The sequence below is a fragment of the Micromonospora sp. NPDC004540 genome (genome assembly GCF_040610095.1).
Lineage (GTDB): Bacteria > Actinomycetota > Actinomycetes > Mycobacteriales > Micromonosporaceae > Micromonospora.
On sequence record NZ_JBEXLR010000001.1, the window covers coordinates 55,091 to 71,499 of the forward strand.

General features: G+C 74.2%; 17 protein-coding genes. 7 read left to right on the plus strand and 10 right to left on the minus strand.

Annotated features, from left to right (window positions below; genetic code table 11):
- Positions 1-6 precede the first annotated feature (6 nt).
- The 3 genes from ABZV78_RS00265 to ABZV78_RS00275 all read right to left on the minus strand — a co-directional run bounded on the left by ABZV78_RS00265 (position 7) and on the right by ABZV78_RS00275 (position 3,424).
- On the minus strand, positions 7-1,572 hold the full coding sequence (locus ABZV78_RS00265) for an AMP-binding protein (protein WP_355634582.1): 1,566 nt from the start codon (positions 1,570-1,572) through the stop codon (positions 7-9).
- 183 nt (positions 1,573-1,755) lie between these two features.
- Positions 1,756-2,970, minus strand: coding sequence for an acyl-CoA dehydrogenase family protein (locus tag ABZV78_RS00270; RefSeq protein WP_355634583.1), 1,215 nt, complete (start codon positions 2,968-2,970; stop codon positions 1,756-1,758).
- A 1-nt stretch (position 2,971) separates the two neighbouring features.
- On the minus strand, positions 2,972-3,424 hold the full coding sequence (locus ABZV78_RS00275) for an SCP2 sterol-binding domain-containing protein (protein WP_355634584.1): 453 nt from the start codon (positions 3,422-3,424) through the stop codon (positions 2,972-2,974).
- Positions 3,425-3,501: 77 nt separating this feature from the next.
- Here ABZV78_RS00275 and ABZV78_RS00280 point away from each other — a divergent pair, with 77 nt between their 5' ends.
- From ABZV78_RS00280 to ABZV78_RS00295, 4 genes are all read left to right on the plus strand, one after another.
- The gene (locus tag ABZV78_RS00280; protein ID WP_355634585.1) at positions 3,502-4,140 is read left to right on the plus strand and encodes a TetR/AcrR family transcriptional regulator; all 639 of its coding nucleotides are present in this window, start codon (positions 3,502-3,504) and stop codon (positions 4,138-4,140) included.
- A 37-nt stretch (positions 4,141-4,177) separates the two neighbouring features.
- Positions 4,178-4,339: a hypothetical protein gene (locus ABZV78_RS00285; protein ID WP_355634586.1), complete on the plus strand. Its 162-nt coding sequence runs from the start codon at positions 4,178-4,180 to the stop codon at positions 4,337-4,339.
- A 105-nt stretch (positions 4,340-4,444) separates the two neighbouring features.
- Positions 4,445-4,573 (plus strand): hypothetical protein, encoded by a 129-nt coding sequence (locus tag ABZV78_RS00290; protein ID WP_355634587.1) that lies wholly within the window; start codon positions 4,445-4,447, stop codon positions 4,571-4,573.
- Positions 4,574-4,580: 7 nt separating this feature from the next.
- Complete coding sequence (locus ABZV78_RS00295; RefSeq protein WP_355634588.1) at positions 4,581-5,798, plus strand: hypothetical protein; 1,218 nt, start codon at positions 4,581-4,583, stop codon at positions 5,796-5,798.
- A gap of 24 nt (positions 5,799-5,822) precedes the next feature.
- Here the strand turns inward: ABZV78_RS00295 and ABZV78_RS00300 are convergent, their stop codons facing one another.
- The 7 genes from ABZV78_RS00300 to ABZV78_RS00330 all read right to left on the minus strand — a co-directional run bounded on the left by ABZV78_RS00300 (position 5,823) and on the right by ABZV78_RS00330 (position 12,997).
- The gene (locus ABZV78_RS00300; RefSeq protein ID WP_355634589.1) at positions 5,823-6,440 is read right to left on the minus strand and encodes a DedA family protein; all 618 of its coding nucleotides are present in this window, start codon (positions 6,438-6,440) and stop codon (positions 5,823-5,825) included.
- Between the two features lie 24 nt (positions 6,441-6,464).
- Positions 6,465-7,715 carry an adenylosuccinate synthetase gene (locus ABZV78_RS00305; RefSeq protein ID WP_355634590.1) on the minus strand — a complete coding sequence of 417 codons (1,251 nt, stop codon included), beginning with the start codon at positions 7,713-7,715 and terminating at the stop codon, positions 6,465-6,467.
- Positions 7,712-8,668, minus strand: coding sequence for a hypothetical protein (locus tag ABZV78_RS00310; protein WP_355634591.1), 957 nt, complete (start codon positions 8,666-8,668; stop codon positions 7,712-7,714). The genes ABZV78_RS00305 and ABZV78_RS00310 overlap by 4 nt, the downstream gene beginning before the upstream one ends.
- 10 nt (positions 8,669-8,678) lie before the next feature.
- Complete coding sequence (locus ABZV78_RS00315) at positions 8,679-9,653, minus strand: serine/threonine protein kinase (protein WP_355634592.1); 975 nt, start codon at positions 9,651-9,653, stop codon at positions 8,679-8,681.
- Entirely contained in the window at positions 9,650-10,402 is a 753-nt protein-coding gene (locus ABZV78_RS00320) for an NUDIX domain-containing protein (protein WP_355634593.1), read from the minus strand. Before ABZV78_RS00320 ends, ABZV78_RS00315 begins: the two co-directional genes overlap by 4 nt.
- 85 nt (positions 10,403-10,487) lie before the next feature.
- A complete protein-coding gene (locus ABZV78_RS00325) occupies positions 10,488-11,378 on the minus strand; it encodes a MaoC/PaaZ C-terminal domain-containing protein (protein WP_355634679.1) in 891 nt (296 codons plus the stop codon).
- A gap of 260 nt (positions 11,379-11,638) precedes the next feature.
- Complete coding sequence (locus tag ABZV78_RS00330; protein WP_355634594.1) at positions 11,639-12,997, minus strand: 3-oxoacyl-ACP reductase; 1,359 nt, start codon at positions 12,995-12,997, stop codon at positions 11,639-11,641.
- A gap of 54 nt (positions 12,998-13,051) precedes the next feature.
- On the opposite strand from ABZV78_RS00330, the gene ABZV78_RS00335 reads away from it, so the two are divergent.
- The 3 genes from ABZV78_RS00335 (at position 13,052) to ABZV78_RS00345 (ending at position 16,223) form a co-directional block, all read left to right on the plus strand.
- The gene (locus tag ABZV78_RS00335) at positions 13,052-14,344 is read left to right on the plus strand and encodes an acetyl-CoA C-acetyltransferase (RefSeq protein ID WP_355634595.1); all 1,293 of its coding nucleotides are present in this window, start codon (positions 13,052-13,054) and stop codon (positions 14,342-14,344) included.
- Between the two features lie 98 nt (positions 14,345-14,442).
- A complete protein-coding gene (locus ABZV78_RS00340) occupies positions 14,443-14,952 on the plus strand; it encodes a SigE family RNA polymerase sigma factor (RefSeq protein WP_355634596.1) in 510 nt (169 codons plus the stop codon).
- Complete coding sequence (locus ABZV78_RS00345; protein ID WP_355634597.1) at positions 14,949-16,223, plus strand: hypothetical protein; 1,275 nt, start codon at positions 14,949-14,951, stop codon at positions 16,221-16,223. The genes ABZV78_RS00340 and ABZV78_RS00345 overlap by 4 nt, the downstream gene beginning before the upstream one ends.
- Positions 16,224-16,409: the final 186 nt, after the last annotated feature.

Consider the following 16,409-nt stretch of genomic DNA (forward strand, 5'->3'; position numbering starts at 1 on the left):
ACCGGGTCAGCCGTAGTAGCGGCGCAGTTCGCGGCTGAGCACCTTGCCGGTGGCGTTGCGCGGCAGGTACTTCACGAACACCACGTCCCGGGGCACGGAGAAGCGGGCCAGGTAGTGCCGGACGTACTCGCGGACTGCCTCGGGGTCGAGCGTCTCGCCGGGGTGCAGGGCCAGGAACGCGGCCAGCCGCTGGCCGTACTCCGTGTCCGGCACGCCGATCACCGCGACCTCGCGGACCTGTGGCAGCCGGGCGATGAGGTCCTCCACCTCGGACGGGAAGACGTTCTCCCCGCCGGAGACGATCATGTCGTCGGCCCGCCCGTCGACGAAGAGCAGGCCGTCCGGGCTCAGTCGGCCCAGGTCGCCGGTGTCCAGCAGGCCGTCGCGGCTCTCCCGGCCGGTGCCCGAGGTGTAGCCCTCGAAGAGCATCTCGTTGCCCACGAAGATCCGGCCGACCCGGCCGTTCGGGACGGGCTCGCCGGCGTCGTCCACGATCTCCAGTCGGGTGCCGTGCGGCGGGCGGCCGGCCGTGGTGGGGGCCGCGCGTAGCTCGTCCGGCCCGGCGATGGAAGCCCAGGAGACCTCGGTCGAGCCGTAGAGGTTGTAGAGGACGTCGCCGTAGCGGTCCATGAAGGCGGTGGCCAGGCCGCCGGGGAGCGCGGAGCCGCTGACCGCGACCACCTTGAGCGGCGGCCGGGCCTCGGGCGGCGGCACCTCCATCAGCCGTTGCAGCATCACCGGTACGGCGAAGAGTGCGTCGCAGGGCTGCGCGGCCAGGGCGGCCAGCGTGGCGGCCGGGTCGAACCGCCGGTGCAGCACGATCGTGGCGCGCAGCGCGAACGACACCTGCAGGGCGGCGTACCCCCAGGTGTGGAAGATCGGCGCGGCGATCAGCACGGTGTCCCGGGCGTGCATCGGGATCCGGTCGATGATGGACACCAGCGGGCCGAAGCCGTGCGGCGTGGGCCGGCGGGCGCCCTTGGGCGCGCCGGTGGTGCCGGAGGTGAGCACGATGGTCCGGCCGTCCCGCTCCGGCGGCTGGAGCTGGTCTCCGGGCAGGGCGCCGGCGATCAGCTCCTCCTGGCGGCGCTCGTCGACCCGGTGCAGATCGGCGGGGAGGCCGAGGATCCGCTCGGCGAACTCGGCGTCGTGCACCAGCACGCGCAGGCCCTGCTCCTCGGTCACGGTGGCCAGTTGCGCCGCGGAGAGACCCGTGTTGACCAGCACGGCGTCCGCGCCGAGCAGCATTGCGGCGACGATCGCCTCGATCAGGCCGTGATGGTTGCGGCAGAGCAGACCCACCCGGTCGCCGGCCTGCACGCCGAGCCCGGCCCGCATCGACCGGGCCAGCCGTTCCGACCGGTCCAGCAGCTCCTGGTACGTCAGCGCGACGCCGTGCTCGTCGGCGACGGCGGTCCGCCCCGGGTCGCGGGCGGCGGCCTGGCGCAGCTCCCCGGCGAGGCTCCAGCCCCACCGGCGCAGCGCGTTGAGTTGGGAGGCCACCCGGATCGGGCGGCCCGGGTTGAGCAGTCCGCGTCGGGTCAGCGTGGCGACGATGAACGGCAGGTCCAAGCCGCAACCTCCTTCGCGTTCGAGTTCTCCCGATCATGCACCCGGGGCGGCGCGCGGCCCCGCCCACGTGATCAGTTGCCCAGCCTGCGGACACCTTGAACAGGGACCGGCGGCCCGACCCGCGACGGGGTCACCGCCCGGCACGGCGGTGCCGTCGCGGGTCGGGTCGGGGTCCGCCGGCGATCAGCGGATCTGCATGCCCGAGATGGCCCGGGAGATGACCAGCCGCTGGATCTCGGAAGTGCCCTCGAAAATGGTGTAGATCTTGGCGTCCCGGTACCAGCGCTCGACCGGGTGGTCGCGCAGGAAGCCGGCGCCGCCGAGGAGCTGGACCGCCCGGTCGGTGACCGAGACGGCCACCTCGCCGGCCTTGAGCTTGGACATCGAGCCCTCGCCCGCGGTGAACGGCCGGTTGTTGCGACCCATCCAGGAGGCCCGCCAGACCAGCAGGCGGGCGGCGTCGATCTCCATCTTCATGTCGGCGAGGGCGAACGCGACCGCCTGGTTCTCGATGATCGGGCGGCCGAACTGGACCCGTTCCTTGGCGTAGTCGAGGGCGTACTCGTACGCCGCGCGGGCCACGCCGAGCGCCTGCGCACCGACGGTCGGGCGGGACAGTTCGAACGTGCGCATCGCGGCCTGGCCGGAGGCGCGCTGGCCGGTGCGGGCCCGGGCCAGCCGCTCGTCGAGCGCCTCCCGGCCGCCGAGCAGGCAGCGCCCCGGCACCCGTACGTCGTCGAGGAAGACGTCGGCGGTGTGCGAGGCGCGCAGCCCGAGCTTGCGCAGCTTGCGGGTGGCGTTGAGCCCCGGCGTGCCCGGCGGCACGACGAACGCCGCCTGCCCCCGCGAGCCCAGTTCGGGCTCGACCGAGGCGGTGACCACGTGCACCCCGGCGATGCCGCCGTTGGTGGCGTACGCCTTCTGCCCGTTCAGCACCCACTCGTCGGTGGCCGCGTCGTAGACGGCCCGGGTGCGCATCGACCCGACGTCCGAGCCGGCCTCCGGCTCGGTGGTGCAGAACGCCGCGACGGCGGGCTGGTCGACGTCGCCGAAGCACTGCGGCACCCACTCGACGAGCTGGTCGGGGGTGCCGGCGCCGTAGATGGCGGCGACGGCCAGCGAGGTGCCGAAGATGCTCAGGCCGATCCCGGCGTCACCCCAGAACAGCTCCTCGCTGGCGATCGGCAGGGAGAGTCCGGTGGGGTCGGCCCAGCAGGTGGCGAGGAACTCGAAGCCGTAGAGGCCGACCTTCGCCGCCTCCTGGATGATCGGCCAGGGAGTCTCCTCCCGGGCGTCCCACTCGGCCGCGGCCGGGCGCACGACCTCGGAGGCGAAGCCGTGCACCCAGTCGCGAAGGTCCCGCTGTTCCTCGTTCAGGTCGAGCGAGAACTCGGCCATGTCAGGCCTTGGGGATGTCGAACAGGTTGGCGATGTTGGCGGCGAGGCCCAGGTCGCCCTTGGCCTTCAGCTTGCCGGTCATGAACATCATGACCGGGTTGCCGCCACCGGAGACGATCTTCAGGAACTCGACCGGGCCCATGGTGAGGCTGAGCTTCGGGTCCCGGGTCGGGGTCTCCGAGACGGTGCAGGTGCCGTTCTCGATGACGATCTCGTAGGTGTCGGTGCCACCGTCGGGGCGACCGGTGATGTTCCAGTGGATGACCGCGTTGGTGGAACCGGCCCGGTCGGCCCGGAACAGCGTCGGCATCCGGTTGAAGACCTCGCTGAGGATCTTGCCGCGCAGGTCGCCGGACATGATCTCGGCGAGCTTGTCGTCGGGGGTGGACTTGACCAGCTGCGCGAACTCCTTCGGGCCGACGTTCGCGAAGTTGGCCGGGTCGAAGTCACTCATGGGGGATGCACCTCTCGGGCGAGCCGACTTTGGTTACTCTGGCGTAACCTTACGCACGAGTAGGTATGCTCGCAAGGGTGTCCAGCACACCGATGTTCAAGCGCCTCCCCCGCGCCGTGCGCGAGCAGCAGATGCTCGACGCGGCGGTCAAGGTCTTCTCCCGCCGGGGCTTCCACGCGGCCAGCATGGACGAGATCGCCGACGACGCGGGCATCTCCAAGCCGATGGTCTACGCGTACCTCGGCACGAAGGAGGAGGTCTTCGTCGCCTGCCTGCACCGCGAGGGCACCCGGATGATGGAGGCCATCGCCGGGGCGGCCGCCCCCGACCTGCCCGCCGACGAGCGGCTCTGGCGCGGGTTGCGCGCCTTCTTCGGCTTCGTCGGGGCGCACCGGGACGGCTGGGCGGTGCTCTACCGGCAGGCCCGCGGCGAGCAGCCGTTCGCCGCCGAGCTGGCCACCATGCGCGGCCGGCTGGTCGAGGTGGTCGCCGGGATGTTCGACCACGCGCTCCGCGCCAACGGGCGCGAGGTCGGCGCCACCGATCTGGAAGTCGTCGCGTACGCCCTGGTCGGCGCGACCGAGTCGCTGGCGGACTGGCTGGCCGACCACCCGGAGGCGGACCCGGAGAAGACCGCCACCCGGATGATGAACGTGGCCTGGCTCGGCGCCGACCAGCTGCTGCGCGGCATCACCTGGCACCCGCCGGCCGACTGACCCTCGCCGGGACGTCGCCGAGGGCCCGAAGGTCGTCATGCTCACCACCTTCGACCGGGACGAGTACGTGCACGCCGCGCTGCGTGCCGGCGCGGTCGGCTTCCTGCTCAAGGCAACCCCACCCCGGGAACTCGCCGCCGCCGTGCGGACCGTCGCGGCCGGCAACGCCATGCTCGCCCCGACGGTCACCCGCGGTTGATCAGCTCGTTCGCCGAGCGCGGCCCGGCCCGGCGGGAGGCCGCCCGGCAGCGGCTGGCCCGGCTCACCGACCGGGAGGCGGCGATCGTCCGCGAGGTGGCCCGGGGTGACGCGAACGCCGACGTGGCCCACCGGCTCGGCCAAGCTCGGCGTGGCCAACCGGGTCCAGCTCGCCATCCTGGTCCACGACGCCGACCTGCTGGAGGAGTGCAATTGTCGGAGGGCACCACCATGATCGCCCTGTGCTGAACGGAATCGACGAGATCGACTGGTCGCGGCTGAGCCACGCGTACGGCCCGGCGGAGGACGTGCCGGGGCAACTGCGCGCTCTCGCCTCGGCCGACCCGGGCGACCGGGCCCGCGCCCGATACGAGCTCTACGGCAACATTTTCCACCAGGGCAGCCGCTACGAGGCGACCGCGTACGCGGTGCCCTTCCTGCTGGAGCTGCTCGCCGACCCGGGCACCGGGGAGCCTGCCGAGCTGCTGGAACTCCTCGTCGCGATCGCCATCGGCTACGACGAGAGCTGGCTGCCCGACGGCCTGCCGGTGGCCGAGTGGCGTCGGCGGGCGGCCGGTGGGGAGGCCCTGTTCGCGGCGGCGCCCCGCCCCGGTGACGACGCCTACGACGAGGACGAGGGCGACTACGCCTACGTCGAGTCGCTCAGCGAGGCCGACCAGGAACGGCTGTACGCGTACGTCGAGCTGGCCGCCTACGACGCGGTGCGCGCGGGCGTACCCCTCTTCCGTGCGCTGCTCACCCGCCCGGAGCCGGCGCTGCGCGCTTGCGCGGCGTACGCGCTGGCCTGGTTCCCTGAGGACGCGGCGGGCAGCGTCGCGGCCTTGGCGACAGTCGCGGCGGCCGACCCGCACACCGAACTCCCTCCCGTGGTCGGCACCGCGCTGGCGGCGACCGGTCTGCTCGGCGTCGCTCCCGGCACTGCGCTGCTCAGCGACCCCCGGCCGGCGGTCCGCTGGGGGGCGGCGGTCGGCCGCGCCCGGGGGCTCGGCGCGGCGGCGGACCAGGCGACCGTGGACGAGCTGATGACCTGGGCCGCGGGTGCGCCCGAGGGGCCGACCGGGGTGCCCTTCCTCAACGGGGATCTCGCCGGGTGTGCCGGCCTGGCACTGCGCCAGATCGGTCCCCGGCACGCGGACCAGGGGTTCGACGTCCTGCTGGCCCGGATTCCGGCCGTCTCCGGCATCGCGGCGCTGCCCGTGGTCGAGCAGGCGTTGCGGCTGGCGTTCCCGGACGGCCCGCTGCCCGCCGGCACGCCGGCGACGGCCTTGACCGACCGGCAGCGGCGGCTGGCGGAGGCCCTCGCCGCCTCGCCCGGCACCTGGCTGATCGGGGGACACTCGTTCGCCAACTTCGGTCTCCTGGTCGGCGGCTACGGCCTGGCGCACGACGCCGAGGGCCTTGCCGCCTACCTGGGCGAGGGCACCGTCGCGCCGCGCTGATCCGCCCGGACGCGAGGTGCCCGGTCAGCGGCGTGCGGTGGCGCGGGCGCGGGCGCGGCGGCGGGCCCAGCGGACGACCTCGAACAGGCCGGTGACCGCCACCGAGAGGCCCACGCCGGCGAGCAGTCCCTGGATCGGGTTGTGCTGGAAGGCCAGCCCTCCGAAGTAGCCGAGCAGTCCGCAGTAGGTCCCCCAGGTGCCGCAGGCAAGCGCGTCGTACATGAGGAAGGAGCGGAACGGGTAGCGGACGGCGCCCATGGTCAGGGTGACGGCGGTCCGGCCGCCGGGGACGTACCGGGCGGTGGTGAGGATGATGCCGCCGCGCCGGTCGACCGCCCGGCGGGCCCACTCCGAGCTCGCCCGGCGCCGGCTGTCGGCGGGCAGCCGGGCCAGCCGGTGCGCGCCGCCGCCGCGCCCGATGGCGTAGGAGATGTGGTCGCCGAGGAGCGCGCCGAAGGCGGCGGCCACGATCACCCCGACCACGTTCGGCTCGCCGCCGGCCGCGAAGACCCCGGCGGTGATCGCCACGGTCTCGCCCGGCACCGCCGGAAAGAACGCGTCGATCGCGGTGACCGCGATGATCACCAGATACACCCACGGCGAGGTCACCGTCTGGTGCAGCAGGTCGAGCACGTCCCCCATGCCCTCATGCTCGGTGGTGGGGTGTCAGCGGGGAGTGGAAACGGCGCCAGCGAGGGCGGGGAGCTTGTCCTCGGCGGTCGGGCCGTGCGAGGCGAGCAGCACCGGCGCGCCCAGCTCGGCCGCCACCGCTTCCGGCCAGTCGGTGGGCGCCTCGTCGAGGACCGGGCGGGCCCGGAGCAGCCGGGCGGTGAGCGCGGCCTGGCGGTCCAGGTCGCCGGCCGGGCCGGGGGCGAGCCGGTCGGTGGTGTCGTAGCGGCGGCAGATCCGCAGGCGCGGGCCGGCCAGGTCGAGGTGGGTGAGGGCGAGCCCGTCCACCCCGCCCGCGACCGCCAGCGCGTACCGGTGGGCGACCGCGTCGAAGTGGCCGAACCGGAACCGGCCCTGCCAGGGGTTGGTGGGGTTGCGCGGGTCGGTGAACGGCAGCGCCGGGTCCTCGGTGACCAGCGGCCCGGGGCCGTGCCGGGTGGTGGTCACCCGCAGCACGCCGAGCCGCTGCGCGGTGCCGGCCAGCCCGGCCTCGGCGAGCAGCGCCTCGGCGTTGGCGAAGGTGGTGGTGCTCCACGTCGTGTACGGGTGGAAGCCGTGCCACTCGTCCAGCAGCACCCCCTGCGCCCCCTCGAAGACGCAGGTCCCGGCCCGCAGCGCGCCGGCCAGCCATCCCCGGTCGACGATCGCCACCCGGTCGGCGAACCCGGCGTACGCGGGCAGGCAGTCCTCGACCGGCGGGGCGTCCAGCGGGCCGAGTTCGGCGGTGAGCCGGTCGCGCAGCGCGGTGAGCCGGCGGCGCAGCACGGCCGGGCGGTGACAGTCCGCCACCCGGGGCGCCTCGTCGGGGTGGGCGAGGCCGTACGCGACCGCCTCGCCCACCCCCAGCCCGCAGGAGCCGTGCCGGTCGGCTCCCCGGGCGATCTCCCGCGCCCGGTTGGCGGCCCGGTGGTACGGGGTGGCCAGCAGCGCCTCCCCGTCCACGGTCAGCCGGTCGAGCGCGTCGGGCACCCCGACCGCCGTGAGGTGGTCGGCCTCGGCGGCCAGCGCCAGCGGGTCCACCACCACGTGCCGCGACAGGTGCGTACGGACTCCGGGGTGGAACGTCCCGGCGCCGAACTGCGCGAACGTGTGGTGCCGTCCGTCGCGCAGCACGACGTTGTGCGCCGCCTGCGCGCCCCCGTTGAACCGGACCACCGTGTGCACCGGCCGGCTCGCGCAGAGCCAGTCGACGACGGTGCCCTTGCCGGCGTCGCCGTAGCCGAGGTCGACCACCATCACGTGGTTCACAGCCGGGTGACCCCGGTGCCGTCGGTCGGGGTGAAGGGCAGCGTGGCCACCCCGCGCCGGCCGTCGCCCAGCCGGGCGAGCGCCCGGGAGACGGTCCGCCCGGCCGTGGAGCCGGCCCGGTCCAGGTCGCGCAGCCCGGCGTCCAGGTCGATGGCCTGCTCGCCGAGGCCGACGGTGAGCGCGATGGTCTCGCAGACCGCGTCCAGGTCGTCCAGCTCGACGGCGTGCTGCCCGAGCAGGTCGCGCCAGAAGTCGAGCACCTTGCGGCTGCCCGCGTGCGCGCTGCCGGCGGGGAGCAGGTAGTAGGTGTCCCAGCGCCGGGTCACCTCGTCGACGATCTGCCGCAGCGGCACGTCCTCGGGCAGGTCGTCGCCGATCAGCCGGGCCACCTGCCGCCGGTCCACCCGGGGGTAGGCCAGCTCGTCGCCGATGATGAACAGGTAGCCGCGCCGGCCCCGCTTCGCCCAGCTGTCGGTGACCGTGTGCCGGGCCATGAAGTACAGGGCCAGCTCGTACGACTCGGTCATCTGGCCGCCACCGCCGCCCTCCAGCACGATCCGGCCGAGGTCGTCGTCCATCCGGTTGTCGGACTCGAACTGGCCGACCTGCAACGGCACCCGGTCGCAGGTGGCGTCGCCGATCGCGCCGAACAGGAGTTGCGGGTCGCGGGCGTACCCCTGGCGGAGCAGCAGGCCGAGCAGCTGCGGCAGCTTGCTCTGGAGCACCCGGGGCACGTGCCCCATCGAGCCGGTCACGTCGAAGAGCACCGCGATGGGCGTCGACCGCGGGTGCTCGGCCGAGTCGCGGCTCTCCCGGACGGCGCCGCGCGGGTCGAGCGCCGGGTGCGCGGTCCGCGCCCCGCTGTCGCTGTAGGAGAAGGCGCTGGCGCCGGTGGCCCGCCGGTAGCGGTCGGCGGCGTCGTACACGTCGGTGGACCAGATTCCGCTGCCCATGGCAGCCTCCCTAGGGATTGAGGGTGAAGGGGCGGAAGGTGCGGGGGCCGAAGAGGCGGTCCAGCACCTCGTCGAGTTCGCCGAGCAGCCGCCAGGCGTCGTCGGGGCGCGCGGCCAGCCCCGGGCGCCGGCAGCCGGCCGCGAAGGCGCGCAGCTCGCGCGGCGCCCGGTCGGCCATCAGCCAGGTCATGCAGCGCGCGGCCATGGCCAGGTCGGTGCCCGGGCCGGCCGGTCGCCGCGCGGTCACCTCGGCCGGGTACCACTCCTCGTGGCCGGGCACCAGCGCCGGGACGGCGGCCTCGCCGACCACCGCGAAGCACCAGTCGACCAGGACCACACCGTGCGCGTCCGGCTCGATCAGCACGTGCCGGGGGAGCACCGCGCCGTGCACCACCCCGGCCCGGTGGGCGAGGCCGAGGGCGACCAGCAGCCGCCGCCACATCCAGGCCGCGTCGCGCGGGTCCAGCCCGTCCGGGTACGCCCGGCGCACCTCCTCCAGGCTGTGCAGCCCGGGTGCCGTGGCCACCACGTTGACCAGCCGTTCCGCGCCGGTCACCGGGTCGCGGGCGGGCAGGTGGTCGACCAGCCGGGGCACGTAGGGCAGGTGGCGCGGGTCGCCCCGCTCGGCGATCAGCCGCAGGGCTCGCGCCTCGCGGGCCATCAGGTCGTTGTCGGCCGGGTCGCGGGGCAGCTTGAGCAGCCGGTCCCGCCCGACGTCGTAGAGGTCGGCGAGGTCCCCGACGTATGCGATCCGGCGCACAGTGTAGTCGCCGAGTTCCGCGCCGCGACCGCGCCGCCAGCGGGCGGTCACCGTCTGGAACGCGTCGGTGGCGGCGGCGCGTACCCCCGGGTCGACCGCGTCGAGCCGGTCGGGGTGCAGAGCCGTGACCAGCTCCCGATAGCGGCGGGCGGGCGCGTCGGTGCCGAACAGGTCGGTGTCGCCGCGCGCGGCGGTGACCAGCCGGATCGCCTCCTCGGTCCTCACCGCACCGTCTCCTCCCGGGCGGGGCGCAGCAGCGCCGGGTGGAGCAGCCGGGCGTCGCCGGCCCGGTAGAGCTTGGCCCGGGGGCCGCCGCGCGCGCCGCCGCGTTCGGTGCTGGCGCCGGTGCTCTCCACGAAGCCGGGCACGGAGAGCACCTTGCGGTGGAAGTTGCCGGCGTGCAGCGGGTGCCCCCAGACCGTCTCGTAGACCGCCCGCAGCTCGGTGATGGTGAACTCGGGCTCCAGGAATCGGGTGGCCAGCGGGGCGTATTCCAGCTTGGACCGGGCCCGCTCCAAGCCGTCGTCGATGATCTGGCCGTGGTCGAAGGCGAGCTGCCGGCTGGTCAGCGCCGTCACCGGCAGCCAGATCGCGTCGTCGGCGTCGGTATCGGCGACCGGATCGGGCAGGTCGGGGGCGAAGGCCAGGTGGGCGACCGAGACGACCCGCATCCGGGGGTCGCGGTCGGGCTGGCCGTAGGTGGCGAGCTGTTCCAGGTGGACCCGGCGCAGCCGCTCGCCGCCGAGCCCGGTCTCCTCGGCCAGCTCGCGCCGGGCGCCGGCGGCCAGGTCCTCGTCGGGTCGGACGAAACCGCCGGGCAGCGCCCAGTGCCCGGCGTAGGGCGGGGCGGCCCGGCGGATCAGCAGCAGGTGCAGCGCGCCGTCGCGGATGGTCAGCGCGACCACGTCGACGGTGACGGCGACCGCCGGATAGTCCCGGGGGTCGTACGCGGCGAGGAAGTCCTGCTCGTTCACGGCGTTCCGTCTCTCTCATCTTGAGAACAACTCAACCTGAGAACAACTTAGGCCATGAAAGAGGGGACGCCAGCCCCCTCTTTCCTCAGCGGACGGTGCCCACCAGGTGCGGCCGCCCCTGCCGCGCGTCGTGCAGCGCGAAGTCCCAGTCCGCGCCGGTGGCGGTGGCGCCGAAGACCACCGTGGACGGCAGCGGCACCGGCAGTTTGAACGCCACGTCCACGGTGTACGCCTCCGGCAGCCGGCTCTCCAACGCGGCCAGGCAGCGGGCCTTGCTCCACATGCCGTGGGCGATCGGGCGCGGGAAGCCCAACAGCCGCGCGCCCAGCTTCGAGGTGTGGATCGGGTTGTGGTCGCCGGAGACCCGGGCGTAGTCGGTGCCCACCCGGGGCGTCACCCGCCAGTGCGCCGAGGCGGCCGGCGGGGTCGGGCGGTCACCCCGGTCGCGCCGCGGGCCGCCGGCCGCCGCGCGCTCCCGCCCGAGGTACGTCGAGACGCCCCGCCAGACCTCCTCCCCGTCGACCGAGCCGACCAGCACCACGTCGAGCTGCCGGCCCCGCTCGTGCGGGCGCAGGTTCTCGGCGTACGTGTGGAAGTCGACCGTCTGGCCAGCCTCGACCGGCCGGTGCACGGTGATCCGGTTCGCCACGTGCACCACCCCGGTCAGCGGGATGGGGAACTCCGGCGCGGTCATCAGCCGCAGCGACAGCGGAAAGCCCAGCACGTGCAGGTACGTGGCGGGCAGCCGGTCGGCCAGCCGGAAACCGCAGACCCGGTCGTAGTCGGCCAGGTGGGCCGGGTCGACCGTCACCCCCGTCACGCCCAGCTCCACCGCGGGCACGTCCTGCCGGCGCCGGCCGCCCATGCCGGGCAGCGCCCCGAGCAGGGCCCGCCGGTAGAGCGCCCCCGGCTTCGGCAGCCGGGGCAGGTCGATGCGCAGGCGCCCAGCCGGCCCGGTGGGCTCCGGGGCGGTCAGGGTGGCCGCGCCGCCTGACGTGACCGCCGCGGCCGCGCGCGACAGGTCGTGGGTGCGGTCGTCGACGAGCGCGGACAGGTCCTGGGTCCGGTCCTCGGCCAGCGCGGACAGGTCCTGGGTCGCCTCGACCTGCGGGCCCGGGACGTCCCGGGCGGCGAGCGCCGCCCGGGCCGAGGTGAGGTCCTGGGTCGGGCCCTCGATCAGCTCGTGCACCGACAGCTCCTCGGCCGGCTTCTCCGGCCGCTGCTTCCGCCGCGCCATCACGCCCCCAGCAGGCTCTGGCCGCAGACCCGGACCACGTTGCCGCTGACCGTGCCACTCGCCGGCCAGGACAGCCAGCCGATCGTCTCGGCCACGTCCACCGGCAGGCCGCCCTGCGCCATGCTGTTCATGCGCCGGCCCGCCTCGCGGATCATCAGCGGGATGCGGGCGGTCAGCCGGGTCTCGATGAATCCGGGCGCTACCGCGTTGAGGCTGATGCCTCGCTCGCGCAGCACTGGGGAGAGGGAGTCGACCAGGCCGATCACGCCGGCCTTGCTGGTCGCGTAGTTGGTCTGGCCCCGGTTACCGGCGATGCCGGCGATCGAGGAGACCGAGACGATCCGGCCGCCGGCCGGGATCAGGTCGCGCTCCAGCAGCACGTCGTTGATCCGCTCCTGGCTGGAGAGGTTCACGTCGATCACCGAGTCCCAGCGGTCGGCGTCCATCCGGCCGAGGGTCTTGTCCCGCGTGATGCCGGCGTTGTGCACCACCACGTCGACCCGGCCGTGCCGCTTGGCCAGGTGCTCGGCCAGCCGGGTCGGCGCGTCCGGCGCGGTCAGGTCGAGCTGCACCGCGCTGCCGCCGACCTCGTTGGCGACCGCGGCCAGCTCGTCCCCGGCGGCCGGGATGTCCAGCGCGACGACCGTGGCGCCGTCGCGGGCGAGCACCCGGGCCAGCGCCGCGCCGATGCCCCGGGCCGCCCCGGTGACCAGGACGACCTGACCGTCCAGCGGCCGGTCCCAGTCGGCCGGCGCGGCGGCGGTCCCGGCGCCGACCCGGATCACCTGGCCGGAGACGTACGCGGACCGGCCGCTGAGCAGGAAGCGCAGGGTGGACTCCAGGCTGACCGGGGTGCCGGCGTCGCCGTCCTTTGTGACGTGGACGAGCTGGGCGGTCACGCCCCGGCCGAACTCCTTGCCGATGCTGCGGGTCAGCCCCTCCAGCGCGCGCTGGGCGGTCGCCTCCCGGGGCGAGCCGCACTCGGCCGGCGGGGTGCCCAGCACGATCACCCGGCCGCTGGGCAGCAGCGCCCGGGCCTGCGGGTGGAAGAAGTCGTAGAGCTGGCGCAGGCCGGTGGAGTCGGTGATGCCGCTGGCGTCGTACACCAGGGCCGCGAAGCGGGCGGTGGCGTCGGTGGCGGCGGCCGGGTCGACCAGCTCGACCCCGGCGGCGGTCAGGACCTTGCCCACCGGCTCGGCGAGCCGGCCGCCGGTCGACGAGCCGAGCAGGACCGGCCCGGGAACGAGCGGGTCGCCCGGCGTGTGCCGGCGCAGGCGAGGCGGGTCGGGCAGCCCGAGGCGCTTGACCAGCGCGCGGCCGGCCCCCGTTTGGACGAAGCTCGCGTACCTGTCGGTCATAGGCGTAGCCTACTGGCGAGTAGGGTTCGGGCAACAGCTTCGAGGAGGCCGATCGTGCAGAGTGTCCGGCGGGTCGCGGTGATCGGCGGCAACCGCATCCCCTTCGCCCGGTCCAACTCGCGCTACGCGCACGCGTCCAACGCGGACATGCTCGGCGCGGCGCTGGACGGGCTGGTCGCCCGGTTCGGGCTGGCCGGGCAGCGGGTCGGCGAGGTGGTGGCCGGCGCCGTGCTCAAGCACTCCCGGGACTTCAACCTCACCCGCGAGGTGGTGCTCGGCTCCCGGCTCGACCCGCACACCCCGGCGTACGACATCCAGCAGGCCTGCGGCACCGGGCTGGAGGCCGCCATCCTGGTCGCCAACAAGATCGCGCTCGGGCAGATCGAGGTCGGCATCGCCGGCGGCGTCGACACCACCTCCGACGCGCCGCTGGCGGTCAACGAGGACCTGCGCCGGACCCTGATCCAGCTCAACTCCGCCCGGACCCTCGGCGAGCGGCTGAAGATCGCCGCCAAGCTCCGCCCGCTCCAGCCGTTCAAGCCGGAGGTCCCGCGCAACGCGGAGCCGCGTACCGGGCTGTCGATGGGCGAGCACGCCGCGAAGACCGCGCTGCGCTGGAACGTCGACCGGCAGTCCCAGGACGAGTTGGCGCTCCGCTCGCACCAGCGGCTCGCCGCCGCGTACGACAAGGGATTCTTCGACGACCTCATGACCCCCTACCTGGGCCTCACCCGCGACCAGAACCTCCGCGCGGACACCAGCCTGGAGAAGCTCGGCTCGCTCAAGCCGGTCTTCGGCGCCAAGGGTCCGGACGCCGAGCGGGCCACCATGACAGCCGGCAACTCCTCGCCGCTCACCGACGGCGCGTCGACCGTGCTGCTGGCGTCCGAGGAGTGGGCGCGCGAGCACCACCTGCCCGTACTGGCCTGGTTCTCCTGGTCCGAGACCGCGGCGGTCGACTTCGTGCACGGCGACGAGGGCCTGCTCATGGCCCCCGCCTATGCGGTGCCCCGCATGCTGGCCCGGGCCGGGCTGACCCTCCAGGACTTCGACTACTACGAGATCCACGAGGCGTTCGCCTCGCAGGTGCTGGCCACCCTGGCCGCCTGGGAGTCGCCGGAGTTCTGCAAGGAACGGCTCGGCCTGGACGCCCCGCTCGGTTCGATCGACCGGGACCGGCTCAACGTCAACGGCTCCTCGCTGGCCGCCGGGCACCCGTTCGCGGCCACCGGCGGACGGATCGTGGCGACCCTGGCCAAGCTCCTCGACCAGAAGGGGAGCGGGCGCGGCCTGATCTCCATCTGCGCGGCCGGCGGGCAGGGCGTGACCGCGATCCTGGAGCGCTGACCGGGCGAAACGATCGATGCCGACTTCCGGGGCCGGGGCAACCTGCGCGCCGGGTGCCTCCGTTCCCCAGGCATGAGACGAACGCAAGGGCCTCCTCGGTGAACCAGGCCGACGAGGACGAGTACCGGCAGTTCGTGAGCGCACGGTTGGAGCCGTTGCGGGTCACCGCGTACCTGCTGTGCCGGGACTGGCACACGGCGGACGACCTGGTCTCCATCACCGTCGGCAAGCTCTACCGGCACTGGCGGCGGGTGCGCGCGATGGAGCACGCCGACGCGTACGTCCGGGGCATGCTCACCAACGCCTGGCTGGACGAGCGGCGCCGGCCGTGGCGGCGGGAGAAGGTCACCGACGAAGTGCCCGACCAGGCCGAGGCGGCCTTGCCGGAGGTGACGCTGGCCGACCGGGAACTGCTCCTCGACCTGCTGGCGCAGCTTCCCGCCCGTCGCCGGGCGGTGGTGGTCCTGCGCTTCTACTGCGACCTCTCGGTCGAGGAGACCGCCCGGGCGCTGGGAGTCAGTGCGGGCACGGTGAAGAGCCAGGCTGCTCGGGGCCTGGAGAGCCTGCGCGCCCTGGCATCGATCGATGCGAGTGGGGAGGGCGCGTGAGCTACCGGACGATCTTCAACGAGGCGGTCGGCGAGATCCCGCCCAGCTCCATCGACCTGGATCGGGTCATCGCCCGGCAGCGCCGCCGGCTCCGGCTACGCCGGCTCACCGCGATCGCGGCAGCGGCCGCCACGGTCGGCGCGATCACGGTCGGCGTGACCGTCGCCGGCGGCCACCCGCGTACGGCGCCGCCGGTGGCGCCGAGCCCGAGTCCGACGGTGCGTACCCCAGCACTGGGCCAGGACCAGGTGTTCACCCCCACCGACATGGCGCTCTTCGAGGCGATGGGCCGGGTGGCGCCGGACCTCGAATGGGTACGGCAGGACGGCGCGTGGGAGGGCTCGGGGGTCTGGGACTCCGGGGCGAGCACAAGGGGCTACACCCCGGACGGCTACATGGGCCAGGGGCGGGTCCGCTCCGGCGACCGGGCCGGCTACCTCATTGTGGGCATCCCGCTGGACTGGGGGCCGCTGCTGCCCTGCCCCTCCGACCAGGTGAAGAAGAACCAATGCGCCACCACGACCGGACCTGCCGGCGAGACGATCCTGACCCGCTCCGTACGCAACCCGGACACCCATTTTGGACGGAGCCCGACAGGATTCATCGTGTCCCACGACGTGTTCGTGAAGCGGCCCGACGGCGTGGTCATCATCGTCCAGATCCGGGGTGAGGACGAGGACCCGCCGCTCACCGCCCCGCAGTTGACCGCCCTGGCGCTCGATCCGGCGATCGCCGCGGTGGCCGCGGATCCGCTCCGCGGGGATACCCGGGCCCGCCGGCAGTTGGTCGACAGTTGGGTGCTCGCCGCGATACAGCGGCAGGCCCCGGGCGTCACCGGCGCGGAGGGCGAGGGCCCGGTCTTCACCGCGAACGACCTGGGCGCGGGCTGGAGTGACCGGGGCGCCGAGAGCCGGAACACCACGGACACCTACTGGGGCTACGGCCGGGTCATGGTGAAGAAGGTGGCCGGGCTCCTCTCGGTGGACATCCGGCGGCGCGACGCGGCTCCGGCGGGCGACCTCGACTGCGGCGAGCCCACCCCGACCCGGGCCTGCGAGGTGGGCACGGGCCCGCGCGGCGAGCGGCGCCGCACCACCACGACCCGACGCGCCGACGGTGTCGCCGCGCAGCGGGAGATCGAGGTGCGGCGTGGCGACGGCACGTGGCTGAGGGTGACGCTCGCCGCGAACGTGGAGGGCAAATTCACCCTCACCGCGACGCAGCAGCTGGGGATCGCCCTCGACCCGACGGTCACGCTGCCCGGCCGTTGAGTCCTCGAACGACCGACGCCCGCCCGGTTCGCGCCGGGCGGGCGTCGCGGGTACGACCCGATCAGGTGGCTGAACGGTCAAACCGCGCAGCCACGGCGAAAACCCCTCACGATGAGGCTCGACGCGGCGTACCTGTCGCAGGCCGGCACCGTGCGGTGGCGCGGACGTCGCTGAGCCGTCGAGGGG

What these genes read in the sequence shown, in the direction of transcription:
- ABZV78_RS00275 (WP_355634584.1), bottom strand. Translation starts at nt 3,424, where the DNA reads ATGAGTGACTTCGACCCGGCCAACTTCGCGAACGTCGGCCCGAAGGAG.
- ABZV78_RS00270 (WP_355634583.1), bottom strand. Translation starts at nt 2,970, where the DNA reads ATGGCCGAGTTCTCGCTCGACCTGAACGAGGAACAGCGGGACCTTCGC.
- ABZV78_RS00330 (WP_355634594.1), bottom strand. Translation starts at nt 12,997, where the DNA reads ATGACCGACAGGTACGCGAGCTTCGTCCAAACGGGGGCCGGCCGCGCG.
- ABZV78_RS00310 (WP_355634591.1), bottom strand. Translation starts at nt 8,668, where the DNA reads ATGGGCAGCGGAATCTGGTCCACCGACGTGTACGACGCCGCCGACCGC.
- ABZV78_RS00285 (WP_355634586.1), top strand. Translation starts at nt 4,178, where the DNA reads ATGCTCACCACCTTCGACCGGGACGAGTACGTGCACGCCGCGCTGCGT.
- ABZV78_RS00300 (WP_355634589.1), bottom strand. Translation starts at nt 6,440, where the DNA reads ATGGGGGACGTGCTCGACCTGCTGCACCAGACGGTGACCTCGCCGTGG.